The organism is Streptosporangium sp. H16 (assembly GCF_051918855.1).
Classification (GTDB): domain Bacteria; phylum Actinomycetota; class Actinomycetes; order Streptosporangiales; family Streptosporangiaceae; genus Streptosporangium.
Genome location: NZ_JBPXMD010000013.1, coordinates 156,649 through 181,300, shown reverse-complemented (window position 1 = coordinate 181,300; position 24,652 = coordinate 156,649). Strand labels below are relative to the sequence as shown.

Annotated in this window: 20 protein-coding genes and 1 pseudogene; 4 read left to right on the top strand and 17 right to left on the bottom strand. The window is 72.1% G+C overall.

Annotated features, from left to right (window positions below; genetic code table 11):
* Positions 1-39 precede the first annotated feature (39 nt).
* The 4 genes from ACTOQ2_RS22910 to ACTOQ2_RS22895 all read right to left on the bottom strand — a co-directional run bounded on the left by ACTOQ2_RS22910 (position 40) and on the right by ACTOQ2_RS22895 (position 7,078).
* Positions 40-948 carry an ABC transporter permease gene (locus ACTOQ2_RS22910; RefSeq protein ID WP_440102015.1) on the bottom strand — a complete coding sequence of 303 codons (909 nt, stop codon included), beginning with the start codon at positions 946-948 and terminating at the stop codon, positions 40-42.
* A gap of 7 nt (positions 949-955) precedes the next feature.
* The gene (locus ACTOQ2_RS22905) at positions 956-1,939 is read right to left on the bottom strand and encodes an ABC transporter permease (protein WP_440102013.1); all 984 of its coding nucleotides are present in this window, start codon (positions 1,937-1,939) and stop codon (positions 956-958) included.
* Positions 1,940-2,229: 290 nt separating this feature from the next.
* On the bottom strand, positions 2,230-4,596 hold the full coding sequence (locus ACTOQ2_RS22900) for an AAA family ATPase (RefSeq protein ID WP_440102011.1): 2,367 nt from the start codon (positions 4,594-4,596) through the stop codon (positions 2,230-2,232).
* 379 nt (positions 4,597-4,975) lie between these two features.
* On the bottom strand, positions 4,976-7,078 hold the full coding sequence (locus ACTOQ2_RS22895; protein ID WP_440102010.1) for a tetratricopeptide repeat protein: 2,103 nt from the start codon (positions 7,076-7,078) through the stop codon (positions 4,976-4,978).
* Positions 7,079-7,338: 260 nt separating this feature from the next.
* On the opposite strand from ACTOQ2_RS22895, the gene ACTOQ2_RS22890 reads away from it, so the two are divergent.
* From ACTOQ2_RS22890 to ACTOQ2_RS22880, 3 genes are all read left to right on the top strand, one after another.
* Positions 7,339-8,883, top strand: coding sequence for an MFS transporter (locus tag ACTOQ2_RS22890; RefSeq protein ID WP_440102009.1), 1,545 nt, complete (start codon positions 7,339-7,341; stop codon positions 8,881-8,883).
* A 79-nt stretch (positions 8,884-8,962) separates the two neighbouring features.
* Positions 8,963-9,754, top strand: coding sequence for a DoxX family protein (locus ACTOQ2_RS22885; RefSeq protein ID WP_440102007.1), 792 nt, complete (start codon positions 8,963-8,965; stop codon positions 9,752-9,754).
* A gap of 96 nt (positions 9,755-9,850) precedes the next feature.
* A complete protein-coding gene (locus tag ACTOQ2_RS22880) occupies positions 9,851-11,002 on the top strand; it encodes a low temperature requirement protein A (RefSeq protein WP_440102005.1) in 1,152 nt (383 codons plus the stop codon).
* 297 nt (positions 11,003-11,299) lie between these two features.
* On the opposite strand, the gene ACTOQ2_RS22875 is transcribed toward ACTOQ2_RS22880, so the two are convergent.
* The 8 genes and pseudogenes from ACTOQ2_RS22875 to ACTOQ2_RS22840 form a co-directional block, all read right to left on the bottom strand.
* On the bottom strand, positions 11,300-11,590 hold the full coding sequence (locus ACTOQ2_RS22875; protein WP_440102003.1) for a hypothetical protein: 291 nt from the start codon (positions 11,588-11,590) through the stop codon (positions 11,300-11,302).
* Positions 11,587-11,883 carry a hypothetical protein gene (locus tag ACTOQ2_RS22870; RefSeq protein WP_440102001.1) on the bottom strand — a complete coding sequence of 99 codons (297 nt, stop codon included), beginning with the start codon at positions 11,881-11,883 and terminating at the stop codon, positions 11,587-11,589. The genes ACTOQ2_RS22875 and ACTOQ2_RS22870 overlap by 4 nt, the downstream gene beginning before the upstream one ends.
* A gap of 255 nt (positions 11,884-12,138) precedes the next feature.
* Positions 12,139-13,353, bottom strand: a complete 1,215-nt coding sequence (locus ACTOQ2_RS22865; protein WP_440101999.1) for a helix-turn-helix domain-containing protein — start codon at positions 13,351-13,353, stop codon at positions 12,139-12,141.
* 4 nt (positions 13,354-13,357) lie between these two features.
* Positions 13,358-13,903 carry a flavoprotein gene (locus ACTOQ2_RS22860; protein ID WP_440101997.1) on the bottom strand — a complete coding sequence of 182 codons (546 nt, stop codon included), beginning with the start codon at positions 13,901-13,903 and terminating at the stop codon, positions 13,358-13,360.
* Positions 13,904-13,982: 79 nt separating this feature from the next.
* Positions 13,983-14,108: pseudogene (locus tag ACTOQ2_RS22855) on the bottom strand (NAD-binding protein); the annotation flags it as partial.
* The gene (locus ACTOQ2_RS22850) at positions 14,109-14,657 is read right to left on the bottom strand and encodes a hypothetical protein (protein WP_440101995.1); all 549 of its coding nucleotides are present in this window, start codon (positions 14,655-14,657) and stop codon (positions 14,109-14,111) included.
* A 142-nt stretch (positions 14,658-14,799) separates the two neighbouring features.
* Positions 14,800-15,264 carry a hypothetical protein gene (locus ACTOQ2_RS22845; RefSeq protein WP_440101993.1) on the bottom strand — a complete coding sequence of 155 codons (465 nt, stop codon included), beginning with the start codon at positions 15,262-15,264 and terminating at the stop codon, positions 14,800-14,802.
* Positions 15,261-15,887, bottom strand: a complete 627-nt coding sequence (locus ACTOQ2_RS22840) for a DUF2867 domain-containing protein (protein WP_440101991.1) — start codon at positions 15,885-15,887, stop codon at positions 15,261-15,263. The genes ACTOQ2_RS22845 and ACTOQ2_RS22840 overlap by 4 nt, the downstream gene beginning before the upstream one ends.
* Positions 15,888-15,980: 93 nt before the next feature.
* Between ACTOQ2_RS22840 and ACTOQ2_RS22835 the strand changes: the two genes are divergently transcribed.
* Complete coding sequence (locus ACTOQ2_RS22835) at positions 15,981-16,529, top strand: TetR/AcrR family transcriptional regulator (protein ID WP_440064677.1); 549 nt, start codon at positions 15,981-15,983, stop codon at positions 16,527-16,529.
* Positions 16,530-16,688: 159 nt separating this feature from the next.
* On the opposite strand, the gene sthA is transcribed toward ACTOQ2_RS22835, so the two are convergent.
* The 5 genes from sthA to ACTOQ2_RS22810 form a co-directional block, all read right to left on the bottom strand.
* Positions 16,689-18,092 (bottom strand): Si-specific NAD(P)(+) transhydrogenase, encoded by a 1,404-nt coding sequence (gene sthA, locus ACTOQ2_RS22830; protein ID WP_440101989.1) that lies wholly within the window; start codon positions 18,090-18,092, stop codon positions 16,689-16,691.
* A 174-nt stretch (positions 18,093-18,266) separates the two neighbouring features.
* Complete coding sequence (locus ACTOQ2_RS22825) at positions 18,267-18,512, bottom strand: hypothetical protein (RefSeq protein ID WP_440101987.1); 246 nt, start codon at positions 18,510-18,512, stop codon at positions 18,267-18,269.
* Positions 18,513-18,570: 58 nt separating this feature from the next.
* A complete protein-coding gene (locus ACTOQ2_RS22820) occupies positions 18,571-19,812 on the bottom strand; it encodes a serine/threonine protein kinase (protein ID WP_440101985.1) in 1,242 nt (413 codons plus the stop codon).
* A 175-nt stretch (positions 19,813-19,987) separates the two neighbouring features.
* Entirely contained in the window at positions 19,988-20,752 is a 765-nt protein-coding gene (locus ACTOQ2_RS22815; RefSeq protein WP_440101984.1) for an SDR family oxidoreductase, read from the bottom strand.
* Between the two features lie 320 nt (positions 20,753-21,072).
* The gene (locus tag ACTOQ2_RS22810) at positions 21,073-24,621 is read right to left on the bottom strand and encodes a protein kinase domain-containing protein (protein WP_440101982.1); all 3,549 of its coding nucleotides are present in this window, start codon (positions 24,619-24,621) and stop codon (positions 21,073-21,075) included.
* Positions 24,622-24,652: the final 31 nt, after the last annotated feature.

Genomic DNA, 24,652 nt, shown 5'->3' with positions numbered 1-24,652 from the left:
CCGGGATGTCGCGCCCGAGGGCCGCTCGCTCGTCACCGGTCACCCGCCCCGGTGGGACGTGGGGTCGAAGGCGTCGCGCAGCGAGTCGCCGACCAGGTTCACCGCGAGCACGGTGACGATCAGCAGGCCCGCGCAGAACCAGAACGTCCAAGGGGCGTAGAGGGCCGTCTGCGCGCCGTCGGCGATGAGGCTGCCCAGCGATACGTCGGGCGGCTGGATGCCGAACCCGAAGTAGGACAGGGACGTCTCGGTGAGGATCGCGGTGCTGACGTTGAGCGTGGCGTCGACGACCAGCAGCGAGGACATGTTGGGGATCACGTGCCGGAAGACGATCCTCGTCGGGGGCACGCCCATGAACCTGGCCGCGTGGATGAACTCCCGCTCCCTGAGCGAGATGGTCATGCTCCGAACGATCTTCGAGGTGACCATCCAGAGGAAGAGCGCCAGCACCAGCACGAACACCGGCCACTGCCCCCCGGTGAAGAGCGGGGACATGATCGCCAGGATCAGGAAGGCCGGGAGCACCAGCAGCAGGTCGGTCAGCCAGGTCAGCGCGCGGTCGGTCCAGCCTCCGAAGTATCCGGCGAAGGCGCCCACCACGGCCGCGAGCGCGGTGCCGACCACCGCGGCGAGCAGGCCGACGATCAGGGACCTCTGCATGCCGCGCAGCGTGACCGCGTACACGTCGGCGCCGGTCTGCAGGGTTCCCCACCAGTGCTCGGCGGAGGGCGGCGCGAGGAAGGCCGTGTAGTCCTTCGAGGCGTACGTCCAGCGGGTGAGGTGGGGCCCGGCGAAGGCGAGCAGGAAGATCAGCACGAGCAGCGCGAAGCCGGTCCTGCCCCGGCCCGAGCGCAGGAGGCGGCCCATGACCACCCGCAGCCGCGAGGGCGCCTTGATCCTGTCGACGGACGCCCGCTGCTCGGCGAGCTCCTCGTCGGCGATGGTCATCTCCGGCTCACCCCACCCGGACGCGCGGGTCGAGGATGGCGTGCAGCACGTCGGAGGCGAGCGAGGCCAGCAGCACGGCCAGCGCGGCGAAGCAGCTGATCGCCGCGACGGTGTTGACGTCGTTGGTGGAGATCGAGTCGACCAGCTGCTCCCCCATGCCGTGCCAGCCGAAGATCTTCTCGGTGAAGGTGGTGCCGACCAGCAGCGACCCGAAGGTGAAGGCGAAGTAGGTGACCGCCGGGATCAGCGCGGTGCGCAGCGCGTGCCGGGTCAGCGCGGCGCGGCGGCTCAGCCCCTTGGCCATGGCCGTGCGGATGAAGTCGGCGCCCAGCACGTCGAGCATCATGTTGCGCTGGTAGCGGCTGTAGACGGCGACCAGTCCGAGCGACAGCGACAGCGTGGGCAGGACCAGGTGCCGGATCCTGTCGAGCGCGGCGGCGCCGAACCCTCCCTGCAGGCCGGGGGTCGCCTCGCCGCTGACGAGGAGGATCTGGGTGCCGGCCGCCTCGTTGAGCCGGATCGCGGCGATGATCAGCATGTTGGCCAGCACCACCGTGGGGACCGCGAGGACGACGAAGGACAGGCCGGTCGACAACCGGTCGAAGAGGCCGTACTGCCGGACCGCGGCGTAGGCGCCGATGAGCACGCCGGTGACGCTGCCGAGGATCAGCCCGATCGTGATCAGGCGCAGCGTGACGCCGATCCGGCGCCCGAGGTCGTCGCCGACCGAGCCTCCGGCCACCGTCTTGCCGAAGTCGCCGCGCGCGAGACCGCCCGCCCAGGTCAGGTAGCGCTCGAACAGCGGGGTGCGGTCGTTCAGGTTGAGGTCGGTGAGGCGCGCGTCGACGACGGCCGGGGGGATCGGGGGGTTGCGGCCCTCGTAGTTGGAGCGCGGGTTGAGGGCGGAGGCGGCCAGCATGTAGGCCAGGCTGGTGGCCACGACGATCAGCACCAGGTAGTTGAGCAGCCTGCGGGCAAGGAATCCCGCCATCTTTCCTCCTCCGGAGCCCCGCCGCTGTCGGTGACCATCTTGCTACACTCGGCAACCGATGGGCTGCATAGCGTAGCGAATCGGAGAGATCTCGGTTGAGAGATGGCCTCGCCGGGCCCGCGGATCAGCCGGCCGGATCCGTGAAGGTGCCGGGCGGGTCCGGAGCACTGCCACGCGGGTCCGGAGCACTGCCACGCGGGTCCGGGACCGTCTCCCGGAGAGCCGGGGTCACCTTCCGGAGAACCGGGGGCGCCCCTCGAAGAGCCGAAGCCGCCTCCCGGCGAGCCGGGTCACTTCCCGGCGAGTTCGTCCACGGCGGCGCGCAGGTCGGCGCTGGTGATGGTGGTCAGGTCGGCGGCGCTGGCGGTGGCGCCGCCGAGGGCGGCCAGGCGGACGTCCCTGCGCATCGCGGCGCGTTCGAAGAGCGAGCGCGCGAACCTGCCGTTGCCGAGACCGTCGATCAGGCCCTCGTCGCAGACCCAGGTGAAGACCTCGGCCAGATCGCGGCGGGCGGCGTCGTCGAACCTGTCGCCCGACTCGTCGGCGAGCAGCACCGCGATCTCGGTGAGCTCCCCCGGGGAGTACGAGGGAAACTGCACCCGCTGGTTGAACCTGCTGCCCAGGCCCGGGTTGGACGCCAGGAAGGCGTTCATCTCCCGCTCGTACCCGGCCAGGATGATCACCAGCCGGTCGCGGTCGTCCTCGGCCCGCTTGAGCAGCGTCTGCACGGCCTCGGCGCCGAAGGCGTCACCCCCGCTGTAGCCGGAGTTGACCAGGCCGTACGCCTCGTCGACGAACAGCACCCCGCCGAGCGCCCGGTCGACCAGCTCGTTCGTCTTGATCGAGGTGGCGCCGAGGTGCTGGCCGACGAGGTCGGCCCGCTGGGCCTCCACCACGTCGGGCTGGGCGAGCAGGCCCAGCGCGGCGAAGATGCGGCCCAGGATGCGGGCCACGGTGGTCTTGCCGGTGCCGGGCGGCCCGGCGAAGACGAAGTGCCGCATCTGCGGCGGCGTCGGCAACCCCCGCTCCTGGCGCATCTTCGCCACCCTGAGCTGCGCGGTGATCGCGTGCACCTGCCGCTTGACCGGCTCCAGGCCCGCCATGCGGTCGAGGTCGGCCAGCGCCTCCTCGAGGGAGGGGGCGACCTGGTAGCCCCGGTAGCGGGCGGTGAGCTCGTCGAAGGCCTTGACCACGTCGCTCTCGACCGTGGTGACCAGGTCCTCGGTGGTGGGCGCGCCGCCGGCCCCCACCACGCGCACGTCCCTGGCCTGCGCGACGGCCTCCACGAGACTGCGGACGAACCGGGCGTTTCCCAGGTCGTCGACGATCGCGCGCCGGTGGATGTCCTCGAAGCGGGCGAGCAGGGCGGGCGCGGCCTCGGGCGCCATCCGGTCGCCCCGGCGCCGCTGCAGCAGCTCGGTGATCTGGAGCAGCTCCTCGGGGGCGTAGCTGGGGAAGCGGACCCTGCTGGAGAACCGGCTGGACAGGCCGGGGTTGGACGCCAGGAAGGTGGCCATCTCCTTCTCGTATCCGGCCAGGATGACGATCAGCCGGTCGCGGTCGTCCTCGGCCCGCTTGAGCAGCGTCTGCACGGCCTCCGCGCCGAACCTGTCGGGCTGGCCGTCACCGGAGTTGATCAGGCTGTACGCCTCGTCGACGAACAGCACCCCGCCGAGCGCCCGGTCGACCAGCTCGTTCGTCTTGATCGCGGTGGCCCCGAGGAACTCCCCCACCAGGTCGGCCCGCTGGGCCTCCACCACGTAGGGGGTCTCCAGCAGGCCGAAGGCGTAGAAGATCTTCGCGACGGTCCTGGCCACGCTGGTCTTGCCGGTGCCCGGCGGGCCGACGAACACGAAGTGCCGCATCGGCGGCTCGGTGGAGTATCCGGCCTCCTTGCGCAGCCTGGCCGCCTCGATCGAGGCGGCGATCGAGCGGACCTGCTCCTTCACCGGGGCGAGGCCGATCATGGCGTCCAGTTCGCCGAGCGCCTCCTCCACCGAGATGGGCGGCGGCGCGTCCCGCTCGCCGGCACCCTGGGTGGAGGGGAGGTGGCCGCCCTCGCGCACCCGGAGGCCGGCTTGGTGCCGCTCTCCCGGCTCCAGGACGACCCGCGCCCGGCGGGCCTGCAGGAACCGGTGGACCAGCACCCCGGCCGCCACGGCGTACGCGGCCCAGATGGCCGGGTACGCCCCGATCCCGGGGATGACCACGCCGAGCAGGACGGCCGTCAGCCCGGCGGGCACCAGCGCCATGACCGTGGTCATCCACGGGGGGACCCAGCGGATGAGGTGGGCGGCTCCGGCGACCAGGGGGCCGAGGAGCATCAGCGCCGTCGGGATCGGCGAGTTCAGGCCGAAGACGACGGTCTGGAAGATCAGGTTTCCCGCCAGCCAGCCGAGCACCACGAGCAGGGTGGCGGCCGCGCGGGGGAAGCTCAGGGTCAGCGCCGCGAAGCCGAGCAGCGTCAGCGTGACGAAGATCGTGTTGAGGATCGGCCAGCCGAGTCCCAGCGCCAGCCCGACCGCCCCGGCCAGCACCGCGACGTAGATCAGCCTGCGCAGGGGCGGCGAGAGCCGGAAGTATCCCAGCCGCACCTGCTCGAACAGATCCCGTGCCGCCGCGCGCCCCGCCGGACGGGCCCTGCTGGATTCCCGCATCACGCCTCCCCGGTCCGCCCCCGGTTATACCGCAACAAGGGGACGTTTGCGCGTGCCTGAGGGTCACGCCACGCCGTCGCGCGGGCACGATCAGATATACGGATGAGAACGGATGAAACCAACGTCCGAGGCAGCAAGCTCGCCCCGCGCCGTCCCTCCGGCCCCGCACTTCCCTGTGCCGCCTCCGCGCCCCGCGCGCGGCGGCCCGCGCCCGCGTTCCCGGCGGGTGGTACGGCCCGGTCCCGGCCGCCGCCCGTCGCCCGTCCGCACGGGGAGACGCGCCGGGAGGCGGGCATGGAAATGTCACCGCCCGGCAAGGCGGCACGACGCTCCGGGAGGGCGGCTCGACCGCGGTGTGCCCGGCGCTCCGGGGGGCGGTTCAGCCGCGGTGTGCCCGGCCCTGGTGGCGGCCGGGATACTCGCCGACCACGACCTCCTTGGGGGTGATCCTCAGCAGGTCGGCCTCGGTGTCGCCGATGGCGATGCCGCGTACCTCGGCCCAGAAGCGGCGGTCGAGCGGATCGGCGACGAAGACCGCCACCCTGGGGTCGCGCTCGGCGGCCTCCCAGGCGTCGGAGGCGGCGATCAGGCGCAACTCGCCGCTCGGGCCGACCGAGCTGACCGCGCCGACGGCGAGCGCGCGCGGGCCGCTGGGGTCGGCGTAGGCGAGCACCACTCCCCGCGCGTAGGTGAAGGCCGCGCGCACCTCCCCGCTGAGCCCCACCGGCGGCCCGGCGTCGCCGGGAAGGCGGCTCCCGCAGCCGTCGCACATGACCAGCGAGGCCCGCCACGGCCCCGGCGCGCCCCGCCACCACGCCCGTACCGACCTCGCGGCGAATATCGCCATCGGTACGGCCAGCAGCGCGATCCCGGCCCGCCAGGCCCACTCGCCCACCGTGACGAGCCCGAGGGCCGGCGCCGCTCCGGCCGCGCCGAGCAGGACCGACGCCGAGGCGGACAGGGCCAGCGCCGCCGCCAGCCCGTGGTCCGAGGCCAGCGCGCGGGCGAGGCCGGGGGCCGTGCCGGCCCGGCCGCGGGCCCAGCCGAGCGCGAGCGGCACGACGAGCGCGACCGGCGCCCAGCTCCGCTCGTCCAGCACGACGACCGCCACCACGACCGCCACCGGCACCGACCAGACCCGGCCCGCCACCAGCCAGAGGGTCACGTTCACGTCGCGCCTGGCCGTGCGGTCGCCGGCGGCGGCGGCGAACTCGGCCAGCGCCCTGATCGGCCGTCCGCGCCACGCCTCGACGAGCACGCGCAGGACGAGCAGCGCCGTCCCGTTGAGGAGCACCAGCCCGGCGAGACCCGCCCAGACCACCCCCGGCGCGCCCGGCGCCGGCCCGGAGAGGAGGGGTGGGGCCTCCGCGGGGAGGGTGGCCACGGCCGCGACGTACGCGGCCACGGCGACCAGGGTGATCGAGACCGACATGCCGAGCCAGAGGTCGCGTACGAGCATGCGCGGCACGTACGACCAGAGCCTGACCCGGTGCGCCTGCCTGAGGGTGATCGCCAGGACCGCGAGCGGCACCAGCCCGCCGCCGATCCTCGCCACGGAGGCCAGGCCGAAGCCGAACTCCGCCGCGCAGACCACGACGAGGGCGACGGCCAGCAGGATGCGGGTCTGCCGCGACCACCTCTCCAGGGCGCGCCTGGCCCGGCCGGTCTCGCGCGGGTCGACCGGCCAGGCGGGGTCGTGGTGGGCGCGCGGGCGCTCCCAGCGCAGCCGGGTCAGGCCGAGGTTGATCCTGGCGCCGGGGTGGTCCGGCAGGCGGCACAGCGCCTCGCGGTAGGCGGTCTCCGCGAGGTCGTACTCGCCTCTCAGCAGCGCGAGGTCACCGGCGAGGACGTGCGGGTCCGGCTCCTCCGGCGCGTAGCGGACGGCTCTGGCCGCCTGGGCCCGCGACTCGCGCCAGCGCCCCGGCACCCTGCGCAGCGCGGCTCCCAGGCGCATCCGCGCGGCCCAGGAGCCCGGCGCGAGGCGTACGGCCTCCTCGGCGGCCGCCACGGCCTCCGCGTCGCGGCCGAGCCGCTCGAACGCGAGGCTGGCCAGGCGGTATCCCCAGTCCGCGCCGGACTCGGAGCGGGGGTCGAGATCCAGCGCCCTGCGGGCCGCCTCCAGCGCGGCCTCGGGCCGGTCGCGGCCCAGCCACGCGGCGGCCACGACGCACCACTGCCGGGGGTCGTCGGGATCCCGCGGCTGCGGAATGGCGACCAAGGCGGGGTCGTGCTCGCGCTCGTGCCGGGGGTCGGCGGGATCCCGCGGTGGCGGGGGAACCCGGCCGGAGTCCTTCCCGCGCCGGGAGTCGGCGGGATCCCGCGGTGGCGGGGGAACCCGGCCGGAGTCCTTCCCGCGCCGGGAGTCGTCGGGGTCCCGCGGTGGCGGGGGAACCCGGCCGGAGTCCTTCCCGCGCCGGGGATCGGTGGGGTCCCGCGGTGGCGGGACCGGGGCGGAGTCGTTTCCGCCGGGCCCGCTCACCACGGCGGCTCACGGGCCTCGCGCTGACTCCCCACGATCGCCATGGTCCGTGCGAGATCACCTTTTGCCTAGACGGCGGTATATGCCTGTATCTCTCTAGAGAGGTCGCCGACGACCTCGTGAGGGGCCGAATATTGACCCAATCGGGGCCGTAAAACGGACATAACTACGTGAATCAATCACCCAATGCCGCCCCGGGCACTGCCCGACTTCGCCTAAGCTGCGACGCATGTTCGTCCAGGCCGACACATCCTGAGCGGCTCATGACCACCGTCATGGCCAGGCGCGCGGACGGCGACCCGCGGGCGTCCGGGGCCGGCCGGTGGTCGGTCCTCGCCGTCCTCTGCTTCAGCCTGTTGCTGATCGCGGTGGACGCCACGGTGCTGCACATCGCGGTACCGGCGCTGACGGCCGCCCTCGAACCGTCCTCCGTGGAGCTGCTGTGGATCATCGACGTCTACTCGCTGATGGTCGCGCCGCTGCTGCTGACCTTCGGCACCCTCGGTGACCGCTACGGGCGCAAGCGCCTGGTGCTGGCCGGATACCTGGTCTTCGGCGTCGCATCGGCCGCGGCGGCGTTCGCGCCGACCCCGCTCGCGCTGATCTCCGCACGCGCGCTGCTCGGCCTCGGCGGAGCGATGATCATGCCCGCCACACTCTCGATCATCCGGCAGGTCTTCACCGACCGGCACGAGCGGGCGATCGCGCTGGGCGTGTGGAGCGCGGTGGCCGCGGCCGGGGCCGCGGTCGGCCCGCTCGTCGGAGGGGTGCTCGTCGAGCACTTCTGGTGGGGCGCCGTCTTCCTGATCAACGTTCCCATCCTGGTGGTCCTGCTGCCCGTCGCGGCCAGGCTCCTTCCCGAGTCCCGCAAGCGCGCCGGACAGCCGTGGGACGCGCTCAGCGCGCTGCTGTCGGTGCTGGGCATCCTCGGGGTGGCCTTCGGCCTGAAGGAGGCCGGGGCCGGGCATCCGGGCGGGCCGGCGGCGTTCCTGGGCGGGGTCTGGCTGCTGGTCTGGTTCGTCCGCAGGCAGCGGCGGCTGGCCTTCCCCCTGCTGGACCTGAGCCTGTTCCGGCGGCGGGCGTTCCGCGCCGGGGTGGGCGCCGTGCTGCTCACGGTCTTCGCCCTGGTCGGGCTGGAGCTCATGCTCGCCCAGTATCTCCAGCTCGTCCTCGGCGACAGCCCGCTCCAGGCGGCCGTACGGATGCTCCCCCTCATGATCGCCTCGATCACCGGCGGCCTGGCCGGGGCGCGGCTGCTGCGCCGGTTCGGGCTGCGCGCCACGATGGGCGGCGGGCTGGCGCTGACCGCCGTCTCCCTCGCCCCCACCCTGACCTGGCACACCGAGGGGCACCCGGTGGCCCTGACATTCTGCTTCGTCGGCATCGGCTTCGGCATCCAGGTCGCCCTGCTGGCCGCCTCGGACACGATCATGTCGTCCACCCCGGAGTCCCACGCGGGCGGCGCCGCCGCGGTCGAGGAGACCGCCTACGAGCTGGGCGCGGGGCTCGGGGTCGCGGTGCTCGGCACGATCACCACGGCCGTGTACGCCCCCGCGCTCGCCTCGGTCCACGGCGTCGCGCCCGCGATGATGGACGAGGCCCGCCAGTCGCTCGCCTCCGCCGCGCACGTGGCGCGGGAGATCGGCGGCGGCGTGGGGGACGCCCTGCTCGGCGCGGCCCGCGTCGCGTTCGTCTCCGGCCTGCACGCGACGGTGGCGGTGAGCGTGTTCCTGCTCGGCGCCACCGCGCTGGCCGTGACGCTCCTGGTGCCCCGCCGCCCCGACGGACAGGGGAACGACCCCTCGTAAAGGGTTTGGAAGGTCTAGGCTCGGTCATTTATCGGTCAAGCATGGGCAAGAACGGGGAATCTAACCAGAATGAGGAACCGTGCGACAAACCCTCCATGATCTTGCTTCCCTGGCGGCCAGACTGGGCGTGGGCGGGATCTTCTTCGCCAACGGCTGGCACAAGCTCGAAGCGGGCCTGAACGCCACCGCCGAGCAGTTCACCAGCCTGGGCGCCTCCGGGCCCTACGTGTGGGCCGCCACCACCATGCTGACGGAACTCATCGGTGGCGCGCTGCTGGTGGCCGGTCTCGCGGTGCCCGCGTGCGGGCTGCTGCTGTTCGCCGAGGCCCTCGCCGTGTTCATCCTGGCCAGCGGCGAGGCGGGCCTGCCGCTCACCGGCGGCGACGCCAAGCTGATCGTGGCGCTCGGGGCCGCCGCCATCCTGCTCGCGGTCGGCGGCGCGGGCCGCCTGTCGGTCGACCACATGGTGGTGATCAAGCGCCGCGAGGCCGAGGCCGCCGAGGACTTCGCCGCCGAGGCCGAGGCCGACGACGTCATCGCCGCGCTGCGCGAGCCTGAGACTCCCCCCGCGCCCGCCCCCGCCCGGACCACCGGGGGGAAGAAGCCCGGCGAGTCCGCTCCGCCCGCCTCGCAGCGGTCCGCCGAGGGACCCGCTTCGGAGAGACCCACCTCGGAGGGCGCGACCGACACCGCGGAGTTCCCCGCCGCCACCCGTCCCCGTACGCGCACCCGCAAGCCCCCGTCCGGTGCCGCCGCGTCCGTGCCTCCCGCGACGCCCGCGACCACGCCCACGCCGGTCTCGGCGCCCGCGCCCGGCAAGACCGGCGACACCCTCGTGGCCGGAAAGAAGGACGAGCCCTCCGGTAGCTGATCATTTAATGAGATTTATCTCCCTTTAAGGACAAGAGGGCTTTCTTCTCCGTTTAATGAGATTCACGGGGAGGCGCCGTACCCGCACAATGATCGGATGCGCCTTCCCGGCTGGTTCGCGGAGCGGGTCGAGCCCGCCCCGCCGGAGACCGAACTCCGCGTCTCCACCCTCGAACTCTTCTTCGACCTGGTCTTCGTCTTCACCGTCACCCAGCTCACCGGCCTCATGGTGGACGGCCTGCAGGACGGCAGGCCCGCCGAGAGCGCGCTGCGCGCGCTGCTGGTCTTCGGCGCCATCTGGTGGATGTACGCCGGTTACGCCTGGCTGACCAACGCCGTCCCGCCGACACGTCCCGCCCGCAGGGTGCTGATCCTGCTGGGCATGGCCGGATTCATGATCGTGGCACTGTCGATCCCCTCGGTGTTCGACGGCGACGGCCTGGCGTTCGCCATCGGGTACCTGCTGCTGATCGCCGTGCACGCCGGGCTGTACCTGCAGGTCACCTCGGCCTTCGCCCGGGTGCTCCCGTTCAACCTCGGCGGGGTCGCGCTCATCGGCCTGGCCGCCCTGGTCCCCGCGCCGTACACCTACCTGCTCTGGGCGGGCGCGGTGGCCCTGCTCTGGGGCAGCCCGTACTTCATCGGGCAGAAGGGCTTCAACCTCCGGGCCGGGCACATCGTCGAGCGCCACGGCCTGCTGGTGATCGTGGCGCTCGGCGAGTCGATCGTGGCGATCGGCATCGGCGCCAAGGGGCTCCACGTCGGCTTCGCCCTCGGCCTGGCGGCGGTGCTCGGCCTAGCGCTGGCCGCCTGCCTGTGGTGGCTCTACTTCGGCGGCGACGACGAGACGCGCGCCGAGCACACCCTGGAGGCGGCCGAGCCGGTGCGGCGCACCCGGCTGATCCTCGGCGCCTACTTCTACGCGCACATCCCGATGCTGCTGGGCATCGTCGCGGTCGCCGCGGGCGTCAAGAAGGCGATCGGCCACCCGGTGGACCCGTTGAAGTTCAGCGCGGCCCTCACCCTGGCCGCGGGGGTCGCCCTGTTCGTCGCGGGCGACGCCTGGTTCCGGCGCGTCCTCGGCATCGGGGGAAACGGGCTGCGGGCCGCGGGCGCGGTGGTCTCGCTCCTGACGGTCGCGCTCGGCCTGTGGTCGGCCCTCGCGCAGCTCACCGCGCTGACCGCGCTGGTGATCGCGGTGATCGTCCTGGAACGCCGCGCGGCCTCCGTCGCCGCTCCGGCTCCGTGAGACGCACCGTCCTTTCCCGCACGTCCTTTCCCGCACGTCCCGGCCCGCCGCTCCCGTACGACGGAGCGCGCGGCTCCCCCGTCACCGGCGACCGCGAAAAGCCCTCATCGGCCCGGTGACGGGCCCGTCCCCGGCGTCACCCGGCGAGACCCTCGGCACGGTTCTGGGCGTCGAGGATCTCGTCGCCGTGGTCGACCGCCCCGAGGTGATCACGGGGTGGGAATCACCCGGCGGCCGTTCGCCCTCGAAGGCACGGTGGCGCGGGTCCCTCCAGATCCCACGCCACCGCACCCGTCTCTACCGGGCCCGCCCGGACAGCAGCGCCGTCCAGATCACCCGAGCCTCACCGACCGGCCACGTGGAGGTCTCGTGGACCTCGTCGTCCCCGCCGTCGCGCTGGACGGTCCGCCGCAGGAACGCCCGTCCCGCGCCCTCGCACAACTCGTAGACCGTGGCCCGGCAGAAGCAGGTCCAGGCCACCGAACGCACCCGCCCCAGCGCCGGGTACGGCCTCCGCCACTCCAGCCGGACATGATCACGCTGGGCCATCACCACGTGCGGGCTCAGACACGCGTCCAGAACGGTCACGACATGCTCTCGGCGATCAATTCCGACAGCGGATGCGTCTCCCTCAGTTCCCGGTAGCGAAACGTGATGCGCCGAGCGGCGCGGTCGGGCTCGGTCACCGGATGCCAGGCATAGACGAACCGTCCCCGCCGGGCGTCCCACCCGGTACGCCACCAGAACCGCGCCCCGTCGCACCACACCACCAGCCCCACCCAGACCGACACCAGCGCCAGCCCGTAACCGTCGTGCACGTCGGAGGTGATGCCGTGTGTCTCCAAAGCCTCTTGGAGTTCTTTCGCGGCGATTACCTCCACTGAGGGCTTCACCGCGAAAGGCGCCCACCTGCCTGCGAGGTTGCCCTCACTACCCGGCTGAGGACGCACGGCATCCGTTCTGTCCGGACGTATTTGATCGGATTTCGCGACTTGCCCGCGTATCACCGGCATGGGCTAGCCTTCCTGACAGCGAGGTGAGCTGATGTCGTCAGCACGTCAGGAGCGACCGTAAGGAGAGCGCGTTCGTCAGCCCCGTATCATCGTGAGGCTAAAAAACCCGCGCTGAAATGCGGGTCAGGCGATGCCCGCCCGCGTGGCCAGGCCCCTAAGCCGTGGAGTGCTCGGCCGGTGCTCACGCTTGAGGAGCTGGGTCAGCAGCTCATGAGGGCGACCGCCATAACGGACGAGTTCGGGTGAGAGCCGTTCCGCCTCAAGGAGCATGTTCACCGATGCGGCGTCCTTGCGCTGTACGGCATAGGCCCGTGCGAGGTCGAGATGCACCTGGGCACGCCGCCCCACGAGGCCGGCGGCCAGATCGGCGGTGTTCAGAGTCTCGCCCTTGCGCACGGCCTGACAAGCATCGCCGAACTCCACTGCTGCAGAGACCTCGTAAATGGTGACGTTGGTCAGCCCGAAAGCGGTCCAGAAATCATTGCGATCCTCCCCGATGCGCTCAGCCATTCGCCTCGCCTCCGCGAGGAACGTCCGCACCGCCGCCTGGTCGTACTGGGCGGCTGCCGCGGTGACCGCGACCAGGTTGAGAGCGCCGAGGATGGACAGTGATCGAGGATCGGGACGCCGAAAGGCGTGTCGCAGGGCATCGGCGGCGCGCAGCACCACCTGAAGGGCCCTGTCATGTTCGCGGAGCCGCACGAAGACATAACCGAGCCGATAGGCGCTCACCGCGACGAGCAACGCTTGTTCGGTCTCCTCCGCGGCGGCCAGTGAGCGGTCGGCGGCCATCCACGCGAGCTCGGCCTCTCCGACGCGGCGTAGCGTGGTGGTGGCGCAGTGGTAGGTCAGCGAGCGGAGGGTCTGGTAGGCCCCGCGTCGTTTCGCCGGGGCGTGTCGGCTGCCGAGTTCGGTCGCCACGATCAGGCCGGGCAGTCGTCTGCCGACCTCGTCGTAGCGTGTCGCCTGGTAGAGCCGGTTCACCACCCGGATCTCATGGCGCAGCCAGGTGAGGTTTTCCGGTGTCCCCTCGACGTGGCGAGGGTCGATCAATGACGACAGACCGTCGTAGCCCATCATGGCCTGACGGATACCGGAGGTCGCCTGGTACTGCGTCATCGTGTCTGTCTTCGTCGCGGTGAGTTCATCGGCTGCCAGCCCCAGGGTCTCAGCCAGAGCGCTGATCACGCTATGGCTGTCCACAGAGCGCTTGCCACGCTCGACCTGACTGAGCCAGCTCTCGGAACGGCCGATCAGCCCGGCGAGGACGGACTGGGACAGTCCGCGACGGCGTCGCGTCCTAGCGATCCGCTGACCGATCTCCCTGCTGGCATCCACACCATCACCCCTGCGAGTCTCGCCCTCCGACGACGCTGTGTAGCTCTTCGATGACGCGTTCCCAGGATGGCATGCGCGCGTCTGACGGCGCGGTGGGATCGAACAGGACCCGCACCCCCATTTCCCGGAGCGCATCGAGACTGCGTCCGAAAGCGCGATGGCGGGCAAGGGCGTCCTTGAGCAATGGGACGGCCACGATCGGAACGCCGAAACCCATTACCTCGCACAGCAACCCGACCGCGAAGGTGTCGGCCATTCCGTTCGCCCATTTGTTAATGGTGTTGAACGTCGCCGGAGCCACGATCACCGCATCTGCCGGAGGCAGCCCCTTAGGCTCGCCCGGCATGCGGTAGGCGCTGCGAACCTGATCGCCGGTCAGCCGTTCCAACTCCGGGGCATCGACGAAGCGCGCCCCCATCGGCGTGGTGACCACATGCACCCGCCATCCGCTCGCCTGAGCGAGCCCCACCAGACGCCGAAGGTCGGCAGCCGCGGGCGCGGCACACGCGACCACGTACGAAACCCCGCGCACCCCGTTGAGGCCCTCCATACGGCGTCATCCTAATCAGTCTCAGCCTTCGTCCCCTGCCGCTCTCCAGCACGGTCAGTGCGCCCCAGGGGCGGCGCTCCACCGCGGCGACGGTCTCGCCGAAGCGGAAGGTCATCGCCAGGGCTCGCAGGTGGTACTTGAGCGCCTCGACGATCTCCAGGTCGCAGAGGTCGAGCATCCGCTCGCGGCGCTCGACCACGGTCATCTAGAGAAAGAAGACCACCAGAACGGTGAGGCCGAGGCTCAGTGCCACGAACCGGAGTGTTCTGGGGTGCCGGGCGGCCTCTCGTCGCGAGGAGATCACCAGTACGGCGCCCAGCCCCAGTGCCGCCAGCAGGTGCAGGCCGTACCACCAGGGCGTGGGCAGCCTTCCCAGGACGGTCCCGGACAGCAGGTCGTCGACGGCTCCGTAGCCGGAGAGTCCGCAGAGCACGGCCAGGCCCAGGCCCAGCAGCGCGAACACGTACCGGAACTTGCCGAGCAGGGTCCAGACGACGGCTCCCGTGACGAGCAGGACCGAGAAGGTGTGGTGCAGTTGCCGCACGAGCAGGCCGCCGCGCACCTCGAAGTTGATCTCCAGTGCCGAATTGTAGGCGGCACTCATGGGAACACCCTGCAGCGGCGCGTAGCTGCCGTCGTAGACCACGAGATGGCTGCCGGGATTGTAGAAGAACGCCAGGAAGCCGCCAGTGAGCAGGACGACCGCGAAGCAGTAGATCAGCATCTCGCCCACCAGCTGCCTTGCTCTCTCCATTCGGCATATTCCACCACAAAGATCAGGCCGGATCCGCCGCTTGACCATCGGGCTCCGGAACCGCCCCGTCGTGAACGGATCGGAGTCCGAAGCGGGCCACAGGACTCGGCCAGGGTGGGGCGGGCCGGTGAGGGGACGAGCTCTACGCCGATCGGGGAAGGGGTTCCCGCCCTGTCGCCCGGGTGACAGGGCGGTTCTCCCTCCGCGCCGCCAGGATGACGAGCGCCCCTGCGATGGTCCCGGCGAAGAACGGGGACGGCACGAGAAGGACGCCGCCCAGCGCGCACCACGCCGCGAGGCCCCAGCCGATCCCGGCCGGCACGGCCACCCCGCGTCCGGCCAGATGCCATGTCAGGCAACCCAGGAGAACCAGGGGCACGGCGAAGCTTCCCGGACCGGCCCAGAAGGTGACCTCGTTCCGGAGGGACTCCGCCGTCTTGCCGGCGCCCCCGTCCGTGAGCACGAGCGGGACGGCCGCCCACATCCCCCGACCCGCCCAGCCGGTGACGTCCTCCCGGGCGAAGAGCGCCAGCAGGGACAGATGCCCCGCTCCCAGCACGAGCATGATCCCGCTCGCCCATCGGAGCAGCCGCTTTCCGGACCTCATCGTGACCGTCCTTCCTCGTGCCCCGCCCCCGCGCGGGCACGATCGCGGTCGCGCCAGGCGCGTTCCCACTGCCGGGTCAGAGCCGGATAGACGATGAGATACCGGAAAGGCGCGATGGCGGCCATGTAGAGCCGCCCGAACCATCCGTTGGGCTTGACGAGGACGGCCATCCGCAGCTCGTGGTCGCCGCTCGCTCCCTGAACCCAGCCGAGATGCATCACGCCGTGCACGGTCTTGTTCGCCAGCTCGCGCGCGGCCTCCGTGTCGAGCTCGTAGACCGCCTTGAGGGGCATTCTCACGTCGTCCAGGCCGCGCGGAGCGTCTCGGAGGTCGCTCGGCAGGCGGTCGCGGAGCGAGACGACCCGCGTGCCGACGCCCGCCGACGGTCTGTCCCAGCCGAGGAGCGCGCCGAGTTTCCACCGGACGGCGAACAGGAACCTCACCGGCCAGGGCTGCTTCGTGGATTCGAGTGCGGCGCGCAACGCCGCGAGCATCACCGGGAAGTCGCCGGGCCCGGCTCCGGGGGTGCGGAACGACCACACGTCCTCGACCGTGAAGTCACTCGTGAGTTCGTGGACGCGCCATGGGCGCTCGGTATGGGTGGTCTCTGCGAGTCGCGGCACGGTTCGGCCCTTCGCTTATACGGTGCCGTATATTTCGTTTATACGGTACCGTACAACTTCAACGCGATCAATGGATGGAGCCGGATTCCCGCCGTGGCCCGTACACCACGAACCCGCTGGATAGAGGCGGGCCTCGAAGCCCTCGCCCAGGGAGGGCCCGACGCGGTCCGCGTCGAGACGCTCGCCACCCGGCTCGGCGTGACGAAGGGCGGATTCTACGGATACTTCGACGGCCGTCCCGCGCTGCTCGCGGAGATGCTCGACGAGTGGGAGCGCCGCTGTACCAAGGAGGTCCTCGCCCAGGTCGACGCCGCCGGTGGCGACGCCGCCGAGAGGATCAGGCGTGCCGGCGAGCTGACCTTCTCCGAGGACTTCCACCGGATCGACCTCGCGGTCCGGGCCTGGGCCCGCCACGACCAGTCCGTCGCGACGCGCCTGCGGCGTGTCGACAACGAGCGCATGGACTTCCTGCGGAGGATGTTCGGCACGTTCGTCACCGATCCCGACGAGATCGAGGCCCGCAGCACCCTGGCGTTCGCGCTCGCGATCGGCCGCCACTTCATCGTCGTGGACCACCCCGGGCACACCAAGCGCGAGGCCGTCAGGCTCGCCGGAGACTACCTCCTGCGCCCGCGACCGTGAACGCCCCGGTCCGGGCAGGGCCTCTGACAGGGTTCTCGCCGGAAACGCCGGGAACGCCGAGAGTAGGGCCTTCGCCGAGGACAGCGTCTCCGATGGGGACAGGGCCTCCAACGGGGACAGGGCCTCCGACGGGGCGGACCGGCCTTCGGGGGGCGGGGGTCAGAGCTCGAAGCGGGCCACCCGGCGGAGCTTGTTCATGGCGTCCAGGGCGGCGACCTTGTAGGACTCGGCCAGGGTGGGGTAGTTGAAGACGGCGTCGACCAGATAGTCGATGGTGCCGCCGCAGCCCATGACGGCCTGGCCGATGTGCAGGAGTTCGGTGGCGCCGGTGCCGAAGACGTGCACGCCGAGCAGGGCGCGGGTGTCCGGGGAGACCAGGAGTTTCAACATGCCGTAGGTGTCGCCGATGATCTGGCCCCGGGCCAGCTCGCGGTAGCGGGAGATGCCGACCTCGAAGGGGACGTGGGAGGCGGTCAGCTCGTCCTCGGTGGGACCGATGAAGCTGATCTCGGGGATCGTGTAGATGCCGATCGGCTGCAGGTGGTGGATTCCGCGCAGCGGTTCGCCGCAGGCGTGGTGGGCGGCGATGCGGCCCTGCTCCATGGAGGTGGCGGCCAGGGAGGGGAAACCGATGACGTCGCCGACGGCGTAGATGTGCGGCACGGCGGTGCGGTAGTGCTCGTCGACCTGGATGCGGCCCCGGGCGTCGGCGGACAGCTCAGCGGCCTCCAGGGCGAGCTCGTCGGTCATGCCGTGGCGTCCGGCCGAGTACATCACCGTCTCCGCGGGGATCCGCTTGCCGCTCTCCAGCACGGTCAGCGCGCCCCGGGGGCGGCGCTCCACGGCGGCGACGGTCTCGCCGAAGCGGAAGGTCACCGCCAGGTCGCGCAGGTGGTACTTGAGCGCCTCGACGATCTCCAGGTCGCAGAAGTCGAGCATCCGGTCGCGGCGCTCGACCACGGTCACCTTGGTGCCCAGCGCGGCGAACATGGAGGCGTACTCGATGCCGATCACCCCGGCCCCCACGACCACCATCGAGTCGGGGATGTCCTGCAGCTGCAGGATGCCGTCCGAGTCGATGATCGTGTGGCCGTCGAACTCCACGGTGTCGGGGCGGGCCGGCCGGGTGCCGGTGGCGACAACGATCTTGTCGGCGGTGACCTTGGTCTCGTGGCCGTGCTCGTCGACCACGCCGATCGTGTGCGGGTCCACGAAGTGGCCGTGCCCGTTGAGCGTCGCCACGTGGTTGCGCGACAGCTGGCTGCGGATCACGTCGATCTCCCGGCCGATCACGTGCTGGGTACGGATCCCCAGGTCCGCCGCGGTGATCTCGTCCTTCACCCGGTAGCTCTGGCCGTACATGCCGCGCTGGTTGAGGCCCGTCAGGTGCAGGACGGCCTCGCGCAGTGTCTTGGAGGGGATGGTGCCGGTGTTGATGCACACCCCGCCGAGCATGTTGCGCCGCTCGACGAGCGCGACACGTCGTTCGAGTTTCGCCGCGGCGATCGCGGCCTTCTGCCCGCCCGGCCCGGAACCAAGAACGAGGACATCAAAATCCCACATAGGCCCCAGTGTGAAGGCAGGAGGCGGTCTCAGCCAGACTCACGGAATACCAGATCGTGCCAGTCTCGTTAACACCGCCTCACACCGCCGGGTGAGTTCGACGTCGCCGGTGTCCGGACGGCGCCGAGCGCCGTCACCGCGTCGCGGCCCGGGCCGCGACGCGACTCCGGTACCTCACACCTCCGCGGCGACCCGGTCCACGATCGCGGTCGCCCCCTCCTTCCTCGCGCAGTGGGCGCAGCAGAACCAGCGCCGCCCCGCCGCGACACCGTGCCCGACGATCCGGACCCCGCAGTGCTCGCAGATGGGCGCCATCCGCTGGATCGCGCACTCGAAGCTGTCGAAGACGTGCACCTTGCCCTGGGCGTGCACCTCGAAGCTCATGTCGTAGTCGTTACCGCACGTTTCACAGCTCGCCATGTTTCCCCCCGAAAACCATCGGCTTCTCCGGGGAAAGTCGTACCCAGGTATCCGCAGGTCAGACAATCCGCCCCGCCACGATCACCCCGGCGGCCAGCAGCGCCAGCACCACCAGCGCGACCGGCAGCAGGGGAAGCAGCCGGGCGAGCCTCTCGCGCGCCACGAGGCGGGCGCGGTCGGCCTCGATCCACGCCCCCAGCCGTGGCCAGGCGTACGGAAGCGCCTGGTGGACCAGACGCGTCCCCTCCCGCCGGTGCGCGACCAGTCCCGCGAAGCCGCGCAGGACGCGCTCGGATCCGGCGGGCACCCTGGCCTCGCGGGCGACCGGCTGCCCATCGGGGGCGATGGCGACGAGTCTCAGGAACACCGCGGGCGCGCGCTCCCGGTCCGCCGGGCCGAGCGCGGCGTACGCGGACTCGGCCAGCGCCCCCAGCCCGGGGTCGTCGCAGGCCGTACGGATCCCGGCCGCCATCTCGGCCCCCGCCCGCAGCAGCGCGGCCGTCCCGGGATCCGGGGCGCACCCGGGGAGCAGGGCGATCAGCAGGTCGCGGGCGGCCGGCCTGGCGCGGGGGTCCTTGGCGAGCGCGGCGGCGGCCAGCGGCCGCAGGAGCCGGGGCAGCGGGCCCAGGTCGGGGTCGAGCGAGAGGATCCGGTGCATCACCGCGCCCAGGCTGCCCGCCGCGAACGGGTCCTCGCCTGTCGCGGCGTACAGCACGATCCCGCCCCAGGCGAACACGTCGGCGGCCGTGCCCGCCGCGCCGCCGGTGAACACCTCGGGCGCCGTGTACGACGGCACCCGCGCCCTGAGCCCGGTGGCGGTCAGCGACGTCACCCGCCCGGGGGCCATCCCGAATCCGATGACCCTGGGACCGTCGCCGCCGAGGATCACGTTGTCGGGCGTGAGGTCGCGGTGGACCACCCCGGCGTCGTGGAGGGCGGTCAGCGCGGTGGCGACCGCGGCCGCGAGGCCGTGCAGGTCGTCGCCGCCGAAGACCCGCCCGGCCCGGCGCAGGCTGGGGCCCTCCACGTACCGGCTGACGATGTACGGCCTGGGCCCGTCGAGGTCGGCGTCCAGCACGCTCGCCGTGCAGGAAGAGGCGACGCGGCGGGCGGCGGCGGCCTCGGCGGCGGGCGCCTCACCTCCCGGGCGGCCGTGCAGGACCGTCACCACGACCCGCTCCCCGCCCTGGCCGTACCCCTCGTAGACCACGCCCAGGGCGCCCGCCCCCAGCCGCCCGGCGAGACGGTAGCCTCCCAGCCGCCAGGGATCGCCCACGATCAACTCCCGCGCCACTCTCATGCGGTGTTTGATGCGACCCGCGGAAAAAATGTTTCCCTCGACGAGGACGAACGCCGGATCGCCCCGGGCTCTCGAGGAGCGCCCGGTGTTCCCGGTCCCTTCGCCCGGCCCCGGCCGGCCCGCGCGCCTTCCCTCAGGTACGCCCGGCCGGGGGCCCGCGCCCGGCGGGGAGGCGTTATTTTCCGGTGGCGGCGGTGGCCCGGCCCGGCCAGTCCTCGTACCGGATCTCGCCGAGGATCGCGTCGTCGCCCTCCGGCACCAGGGACCCCTCGGCCAGTTCGGCTCCGAAGTAGCGCGCGTGCGGATCCGCGACCACCTCGCGCGGATCGTCCCAGGCGGCCAGGGCGTCCAGGAAGAACCCGTCCATCCGGAACCTCTCTGGCCCGGCGACCTCGACCCTCCCGTTCACCGGCGGACCCACCGCGACCTCTCCGACCACCCGGGCGACATCGTCGCCCGCGAGGGGCTGGTAGGACACCGGTGCCATCCGGACCGTGCCTCCGTCGGTGGCCGCGTCGGCGATGCCGCGGGTGAACTCGAAGAACTGGGTGGCGTGCACGATGGAGTACGGGATCGAGGAGTCCTCGATCAGCTTCTCCTGGGCGACCTTCGCCCGGAAGTAGCCGCTCTGGGGCAGGCGCGCGGTTCCCACCACCGACAGCGCGACGTGGTGGCCGACGCCCGCCGCCTTCTCCGCGGCGAGCAGGTTCCGGGTGGAGGTCTCGAAGAACTCCAGGACCTCGGCGGCCTCGAAGGACGGGGAGTTCGACACGTCGATCACCACGTCCGCGCCGGCCAGGACGTCGGCGAGACCTTCGCCGGTGAGGGTGTTGACGCCGGTGTTCGGCGACGCCGCCACCGCCTCGTGGCCCTGCTCTCCGAGCCTCGCCACGAGCTTCGACCCGATCAGGCCGGTACCGCCGATCACCACGATCTTCATGACAACCCTTCCTGTCCCCCGAAGGCGCCCCTCGCCACCCGGTCACCGGCTCAGACAGGACAGCCCCGCGACCTGTGACGGCTCGGCCGAAATCCCTCCGGTAATGGATTCCCCGTGCCGAGGTGACACAGGGCAGGGTCTCGCCCAAGTAAGTCCAAAATCCGCATTGAAGTGAGTTTGAAGGGATGGCCGGGCGGGTGATGTCGATGAGCTCGGGCAGCGCCGGCAGCGCCGGGCCCGGTCGCGGTGGGGCCGGAGGTGCCACTCCCGCCGGGAAGGCACCGTGACGTCACCGGGCCGTCACCGTCGGAACGAGTCACTCAAGCAGGGCAGACGTCGCGATAGGGCAGGTCCCCCAGGTAGGTTCGCCACTCCTCGCGCGACAGGGTGCGGCCCGCGCGCTCGCAGACCGCCCGCGCCACCGCCTCCGGCTCGACCGGATACTCGCTCAGGGCGCCCGCCGTGTCGACGGCGATCAGCCGGGCGCCGTCGGGGCTGAACGCCAGCGTCTGGAGGTCTCCGGGCTGGGCGATGATCGGCTGGCCGAGGCGGCGCCCGGTCTCGGCGTCCCATATCCCCACCGACCGCTCGGTCATCGCCGCGGCGATGACGTCGCCACGGGGCGAGTACGTCAGGTCGGCCCCCACTCCCTCCTCGCCCCTGATCATGCTGCCCACCCGCTTCCTGCCCCGGGTCTCGAACACCGAGATCCGCCCTTTCTTGTCGGCGATGGCGAAGCGGGCACCGTCCGCGCCGAAGGCCAGCGCGATCGCCGGGATGCCGACGGTGGGCGAGCCGTAGGTCTCGCCGAACGGCTCGCCGGTGCCCGCGTCCAGCAGTCGATGCTCACCGCCCGCGACCGCGAGCGCCTCGCCGTCGGGGGTGAAGACCAGCCCCTCGGTTATCTCCTGGGGCCGCGACCAGCGGAGCCGTCCACTGGGCACGTCCCAGAGGTGGATCTCCCCCTCGGGCTGCGTCGCGGCGTCGTAGTAAAGGGTGTACGAGGCCACGGCGGTGCCGTCGGGGCTGATCGCCGCGGCGGGCGTCTGGCCGCCGCGGGCGGGGGTGACGGTGGCGATCCGCTTGAAGGTGGCGGTGTCCCAGACGGTCAGCCGGGGGCTGTCCGAGCCCTCGTTGGCCACCAGCCGCCCTCCGTCGGCGCTGAAGGCCATCTGGAAGAAGTTGTCGGCGCCCTTGGGCCCGATCTCCAGCGAGCCCAGGCGGGCGCGCCGCCTGACGTCGCGGATCACGATCTTGCTCGCCCCGTCCGCCCTGGAGGCGAGCAGCCGCCCGCCGGGGCTGAGGGCCGCCCAGCGGGTACCCGGGCCCTTCAGCGTGACGGGCCTGGTCAGCGCGGAGACGTCGAGGCTCGTCACCGCGTCCTCCGTGAGGTAGCGCAGGGTGCGCCCGTCCGGGTCGAAGGCCACGACGGGCTCGTACGCGTCGATCCTCTGGGTGAGCAGCAGCCTGCCGTCCTCGACCCGCCAGAGCCGCAGGGCCGTGTCGACCGCCGAGGCCAGGAAGCGTCCGTCGGGGCTGAAGACGAGGTCCTCGGTCATGCCCTCCTCGAAGAAGGTGTCCAGCTTCGCCCCGGTGAACGCGTCGCGCAGCTCGATGGTCTTCCCCTTGCCGACGGCGATGGTCGCGCCGTCGGGACTGTAGGCGACTCTCGGCACGCAGAGCTTGCACCGGCTCCCCAGCGGGATCCTGCGCAGGCCGTCCAGGGTGAAGGCCGCCGCCTCGCCGTTGAGATCCCCGGTCGCGAGCCCGCGGCCGTCCTCCGGGATGTCACTGCCGATGGCCCCCCCGAGCGGGGAGTGCTTCTGGCCGGTCACGATGTTCCAGACGGTGAACCCCTCCCCCTGGCTGACCATGAGCCAGTCGTCGGACCGCCCGAAGGACGCGGTGGTGTCGCCGCCCGCGTTCCGGCCCTGGACCTCCATGACGGCGCCGGTCGGCCTGCCGGTCCGCACGTCCCAGATCCTCAGCCTCTGACCGCTGATCACGGCGAGCCTGCCGCCTCGCGGGCTCAGCGCGATCCCGCGCAGCTCGCCGCCGATCCCGGTGAAGCCGCCGACGCGCCTGCCGGTCCGCACGTCCCAGACGCGCGCCTCGCCGTCGCTCGCGCTGACGAGGGTGCGCCCGTCGGCGCTCAGCGCCCTGAGGGTCTGTATCCCGGTGGCCGGGTCGTGGAAGGCGGCCGTCTCCCGCTGGGCCAGCGAACCGGCCAGGCTCGCCCTCGCCTCGACCACCGGCGCCAGCCGCCACGCGGCCACGCTGAGCAGCATGGCCCTGACCGGCTCGGCGATCCGCAACGCGTCGGCCGTCGCGGCGAGCCTGGCGGCCGTCGCCTGGTCGCGCTGGGAGGCGATGACGGCGCTGCGCGCGTCGGCCACCCTGCTCTGCTGCACGGCGAACGCCCCGGCGGCCAGCGCGGCGACCAGCAGCACGGCCAGCGTGCCGGAGAGCGCCCTGCCCCTGCGGACGCGGCGCCGGGCGAGGGCGGCGCCCGCCTCCAGGAAGTCGCGCTCGACCGGGCTGAGCGTGATGTTGCGGCGCCCGGTGGCCGCCCAGCGCATGGCGTTCTCCAGGCTGCCGCCCTGGAACAGGTCCCCGTCCCTGCGCCCCTGGAGCTGCCAGCGCCGCGCGGCGGTGAGGATGCCCCGGTGCACGGCCAGGCCGTCCCGGTTGGCCTGGACCCACGCGCGCAGCCTGGGCCAGGCCTGCGGCAGCGCGGGCCGCGACAGCCACACCTCCCGGTCGTCGTGGGTGAGCAGGTACGCGAAGACCTCCACCAGGCGCCGCACCGCGGCGGCCTCGCCCTCCCGGCGCCCGTCGAGGAGCTCGGCCCACTGCGCCCGGCGGACGACCAGCTGGTCGTCGTCGGTCACGGTGACCAGCCGCAGGAAGACCTCCGGGGCCAGCTCCCGCTCGGCGGGGCCGAGCGCGAGGTAGGCGTCCTCGGCGAGGGTGCCGAGCGCGGGGTCGGCCGAGGCCACCCGGACCTGGGCCCCGGCGTCGCTGCCGGCCGCGAGCAGTCTCGGGGTGTCGGAGGTGTTGAGGGCCCCGTCGCCGCTGACCAGGGCCAGCAGCAGGTCCCTGGCGGTGGGCCTGGATCCGGGGTCCTTGGCGAGCGAGGCGGCGACGAACGGCCGCAGGTGCTCGGGGAGCATGTCCAGCTGGGGCTGTACCGACAGCACGCGGTGCATGATCCCGCCCAGGCTCTCGGCACGGAACGGGTCAGCGCCCGTCGCGGCGAAGACCATGATCCCGCCCCAGGCGAAGACGTCGACGGCCGCGGTCGCGCGCCGGCCCATGAAGATCTCGGGGGCCATGTAGGTCGGGGTGCCCGCGACCATGCCGGTCGCGGTCAGCGACATGTCCTCCGTACGGGCGACACCGAAGTCGATCACCCGTGGGCCGTCCGGGCCCAGCAGGACGTTGTCGGGTTTGAGGTCGCGGTGGATCACCCCGGCCTCGTGGACGGCGGTCAGCGCGGTGGCGATCGCGGTCGCGAGGCGGTGCAGGTCACCTCCGGTGAAGCGGCGCCCCTCCGCGACGGCCCGGCGCAGGCTGGGGCCCTCCACGTACTCGCTGACGATGTAGGGCCTGGGCCCGTCGAGATCGGCGTCCAGCACGCCCGCCGTGCAGAACGAGGCCACCCGGCGGGCGGCGGCGGCCTCGCGGCCGAACCTGTCGCGCAACTCGGGGTCGGTCCCGGCGTCACCGTGCAGGACCTTCACCGCCACGCGCGTGCCGTCGGCGTCGTACGCCTCGTAGACCACGCCCTGGCCGCCCGCGCCCAGCCGCCCGGCCAGCCAGTAGCCGCCCAGCCTCTGCGGATCACCGTCGATAAGTGTCGTGCTCAACTCACACTCCGTTCACCGGTGGATAGGACGC

Coding starts and splice junctions, on each gene's coding strand:
- ACTOQ2_RS22815 (WP_440101984.1), bottom strand. CDS start 20,752: ATGAAGATCGTGGTGATCGGCGGTACCGGCCTGATCGGGTCGAAGCTC.
- ACTOQ2_RS22910 (WP_440102015.1), bottom strand. CDS start 948: ATGACCATCGCCGACGAGGAGCTCGCCGAGCAGCGGGCGTCCGTCGAC.
- ACTOQ2_RS22905 (WP_440102013.1), bottom strand. CDS start 1,939: ATGGCGGGATTCCTTGCCCGCAGGCTGCTCAACTACCTGGTGCTGATC.
- ACTOQ2_RS22900 (WP_440102011.1), bottom strand. CDS start 4,596: ATGCGGGAATCCAGCAGGGCCCGTCCGGCGGGGCGCGCGGCGGCACGG.
- ACTOQ2_RS22860 (WP_440101997.1), bottom strand. CDS start 13,903: ATGGAGGGCCTCAACGGGGTGCGCGGGGTTTCGTACGTGGTCGCGTGT.
- ACTOQ2_RS22890 (WP_440102009.1), top strand. CDS start 7,339: ATGACCACCGTCATGGCCAGGCGCGCGGACGGCGACCCGCGGGCGTCC.
- ACTOQ2_RS22845 (WP_440101993.1), bottom strand. CDS start 15,264: ATGAGGTCCGGAAAGCGGCTGCTCCGATGGGCGAGCGGGATCATGCTC.
- ACTOQ2_RS22820 (WP_440101985.1), bottom strand. CDS start 19,812: ATGAGAGTGGCGCGGGAGTTGATCGTGGGCGATCCCTGGCGGCTGGGA.
- ACTOQ2_RS22850 (WP_440101995.1), bottom strand. CDS start 14,657: ATGGAGAGAGCAAGGCAGCTGGTGGGCGAGATGCTGATCTACTGCTTC.
- sthA (WP_440101989.1), bottom strand. CDS start 18,092: ATGTGGGATTTTGATGTCCTCGTTCTTGGTTCCGGGCCGGGCGGGCAG.
- ACTOQ2_RS22825 (WP_440101987.1), bottom strand. CDS start 18,512: ATGGCGAGCTGTGAAACGTGCGGTAACGACTACGACATGAGCTTCGAG.
- ACTOQ2_RS22880 (WP_440102005.1), top strand. CDS start 9,851: ATGCGCCTTCCCGGCTGGTTCGCGGAGCGGGTCGAGCCCGCCCCGCCG.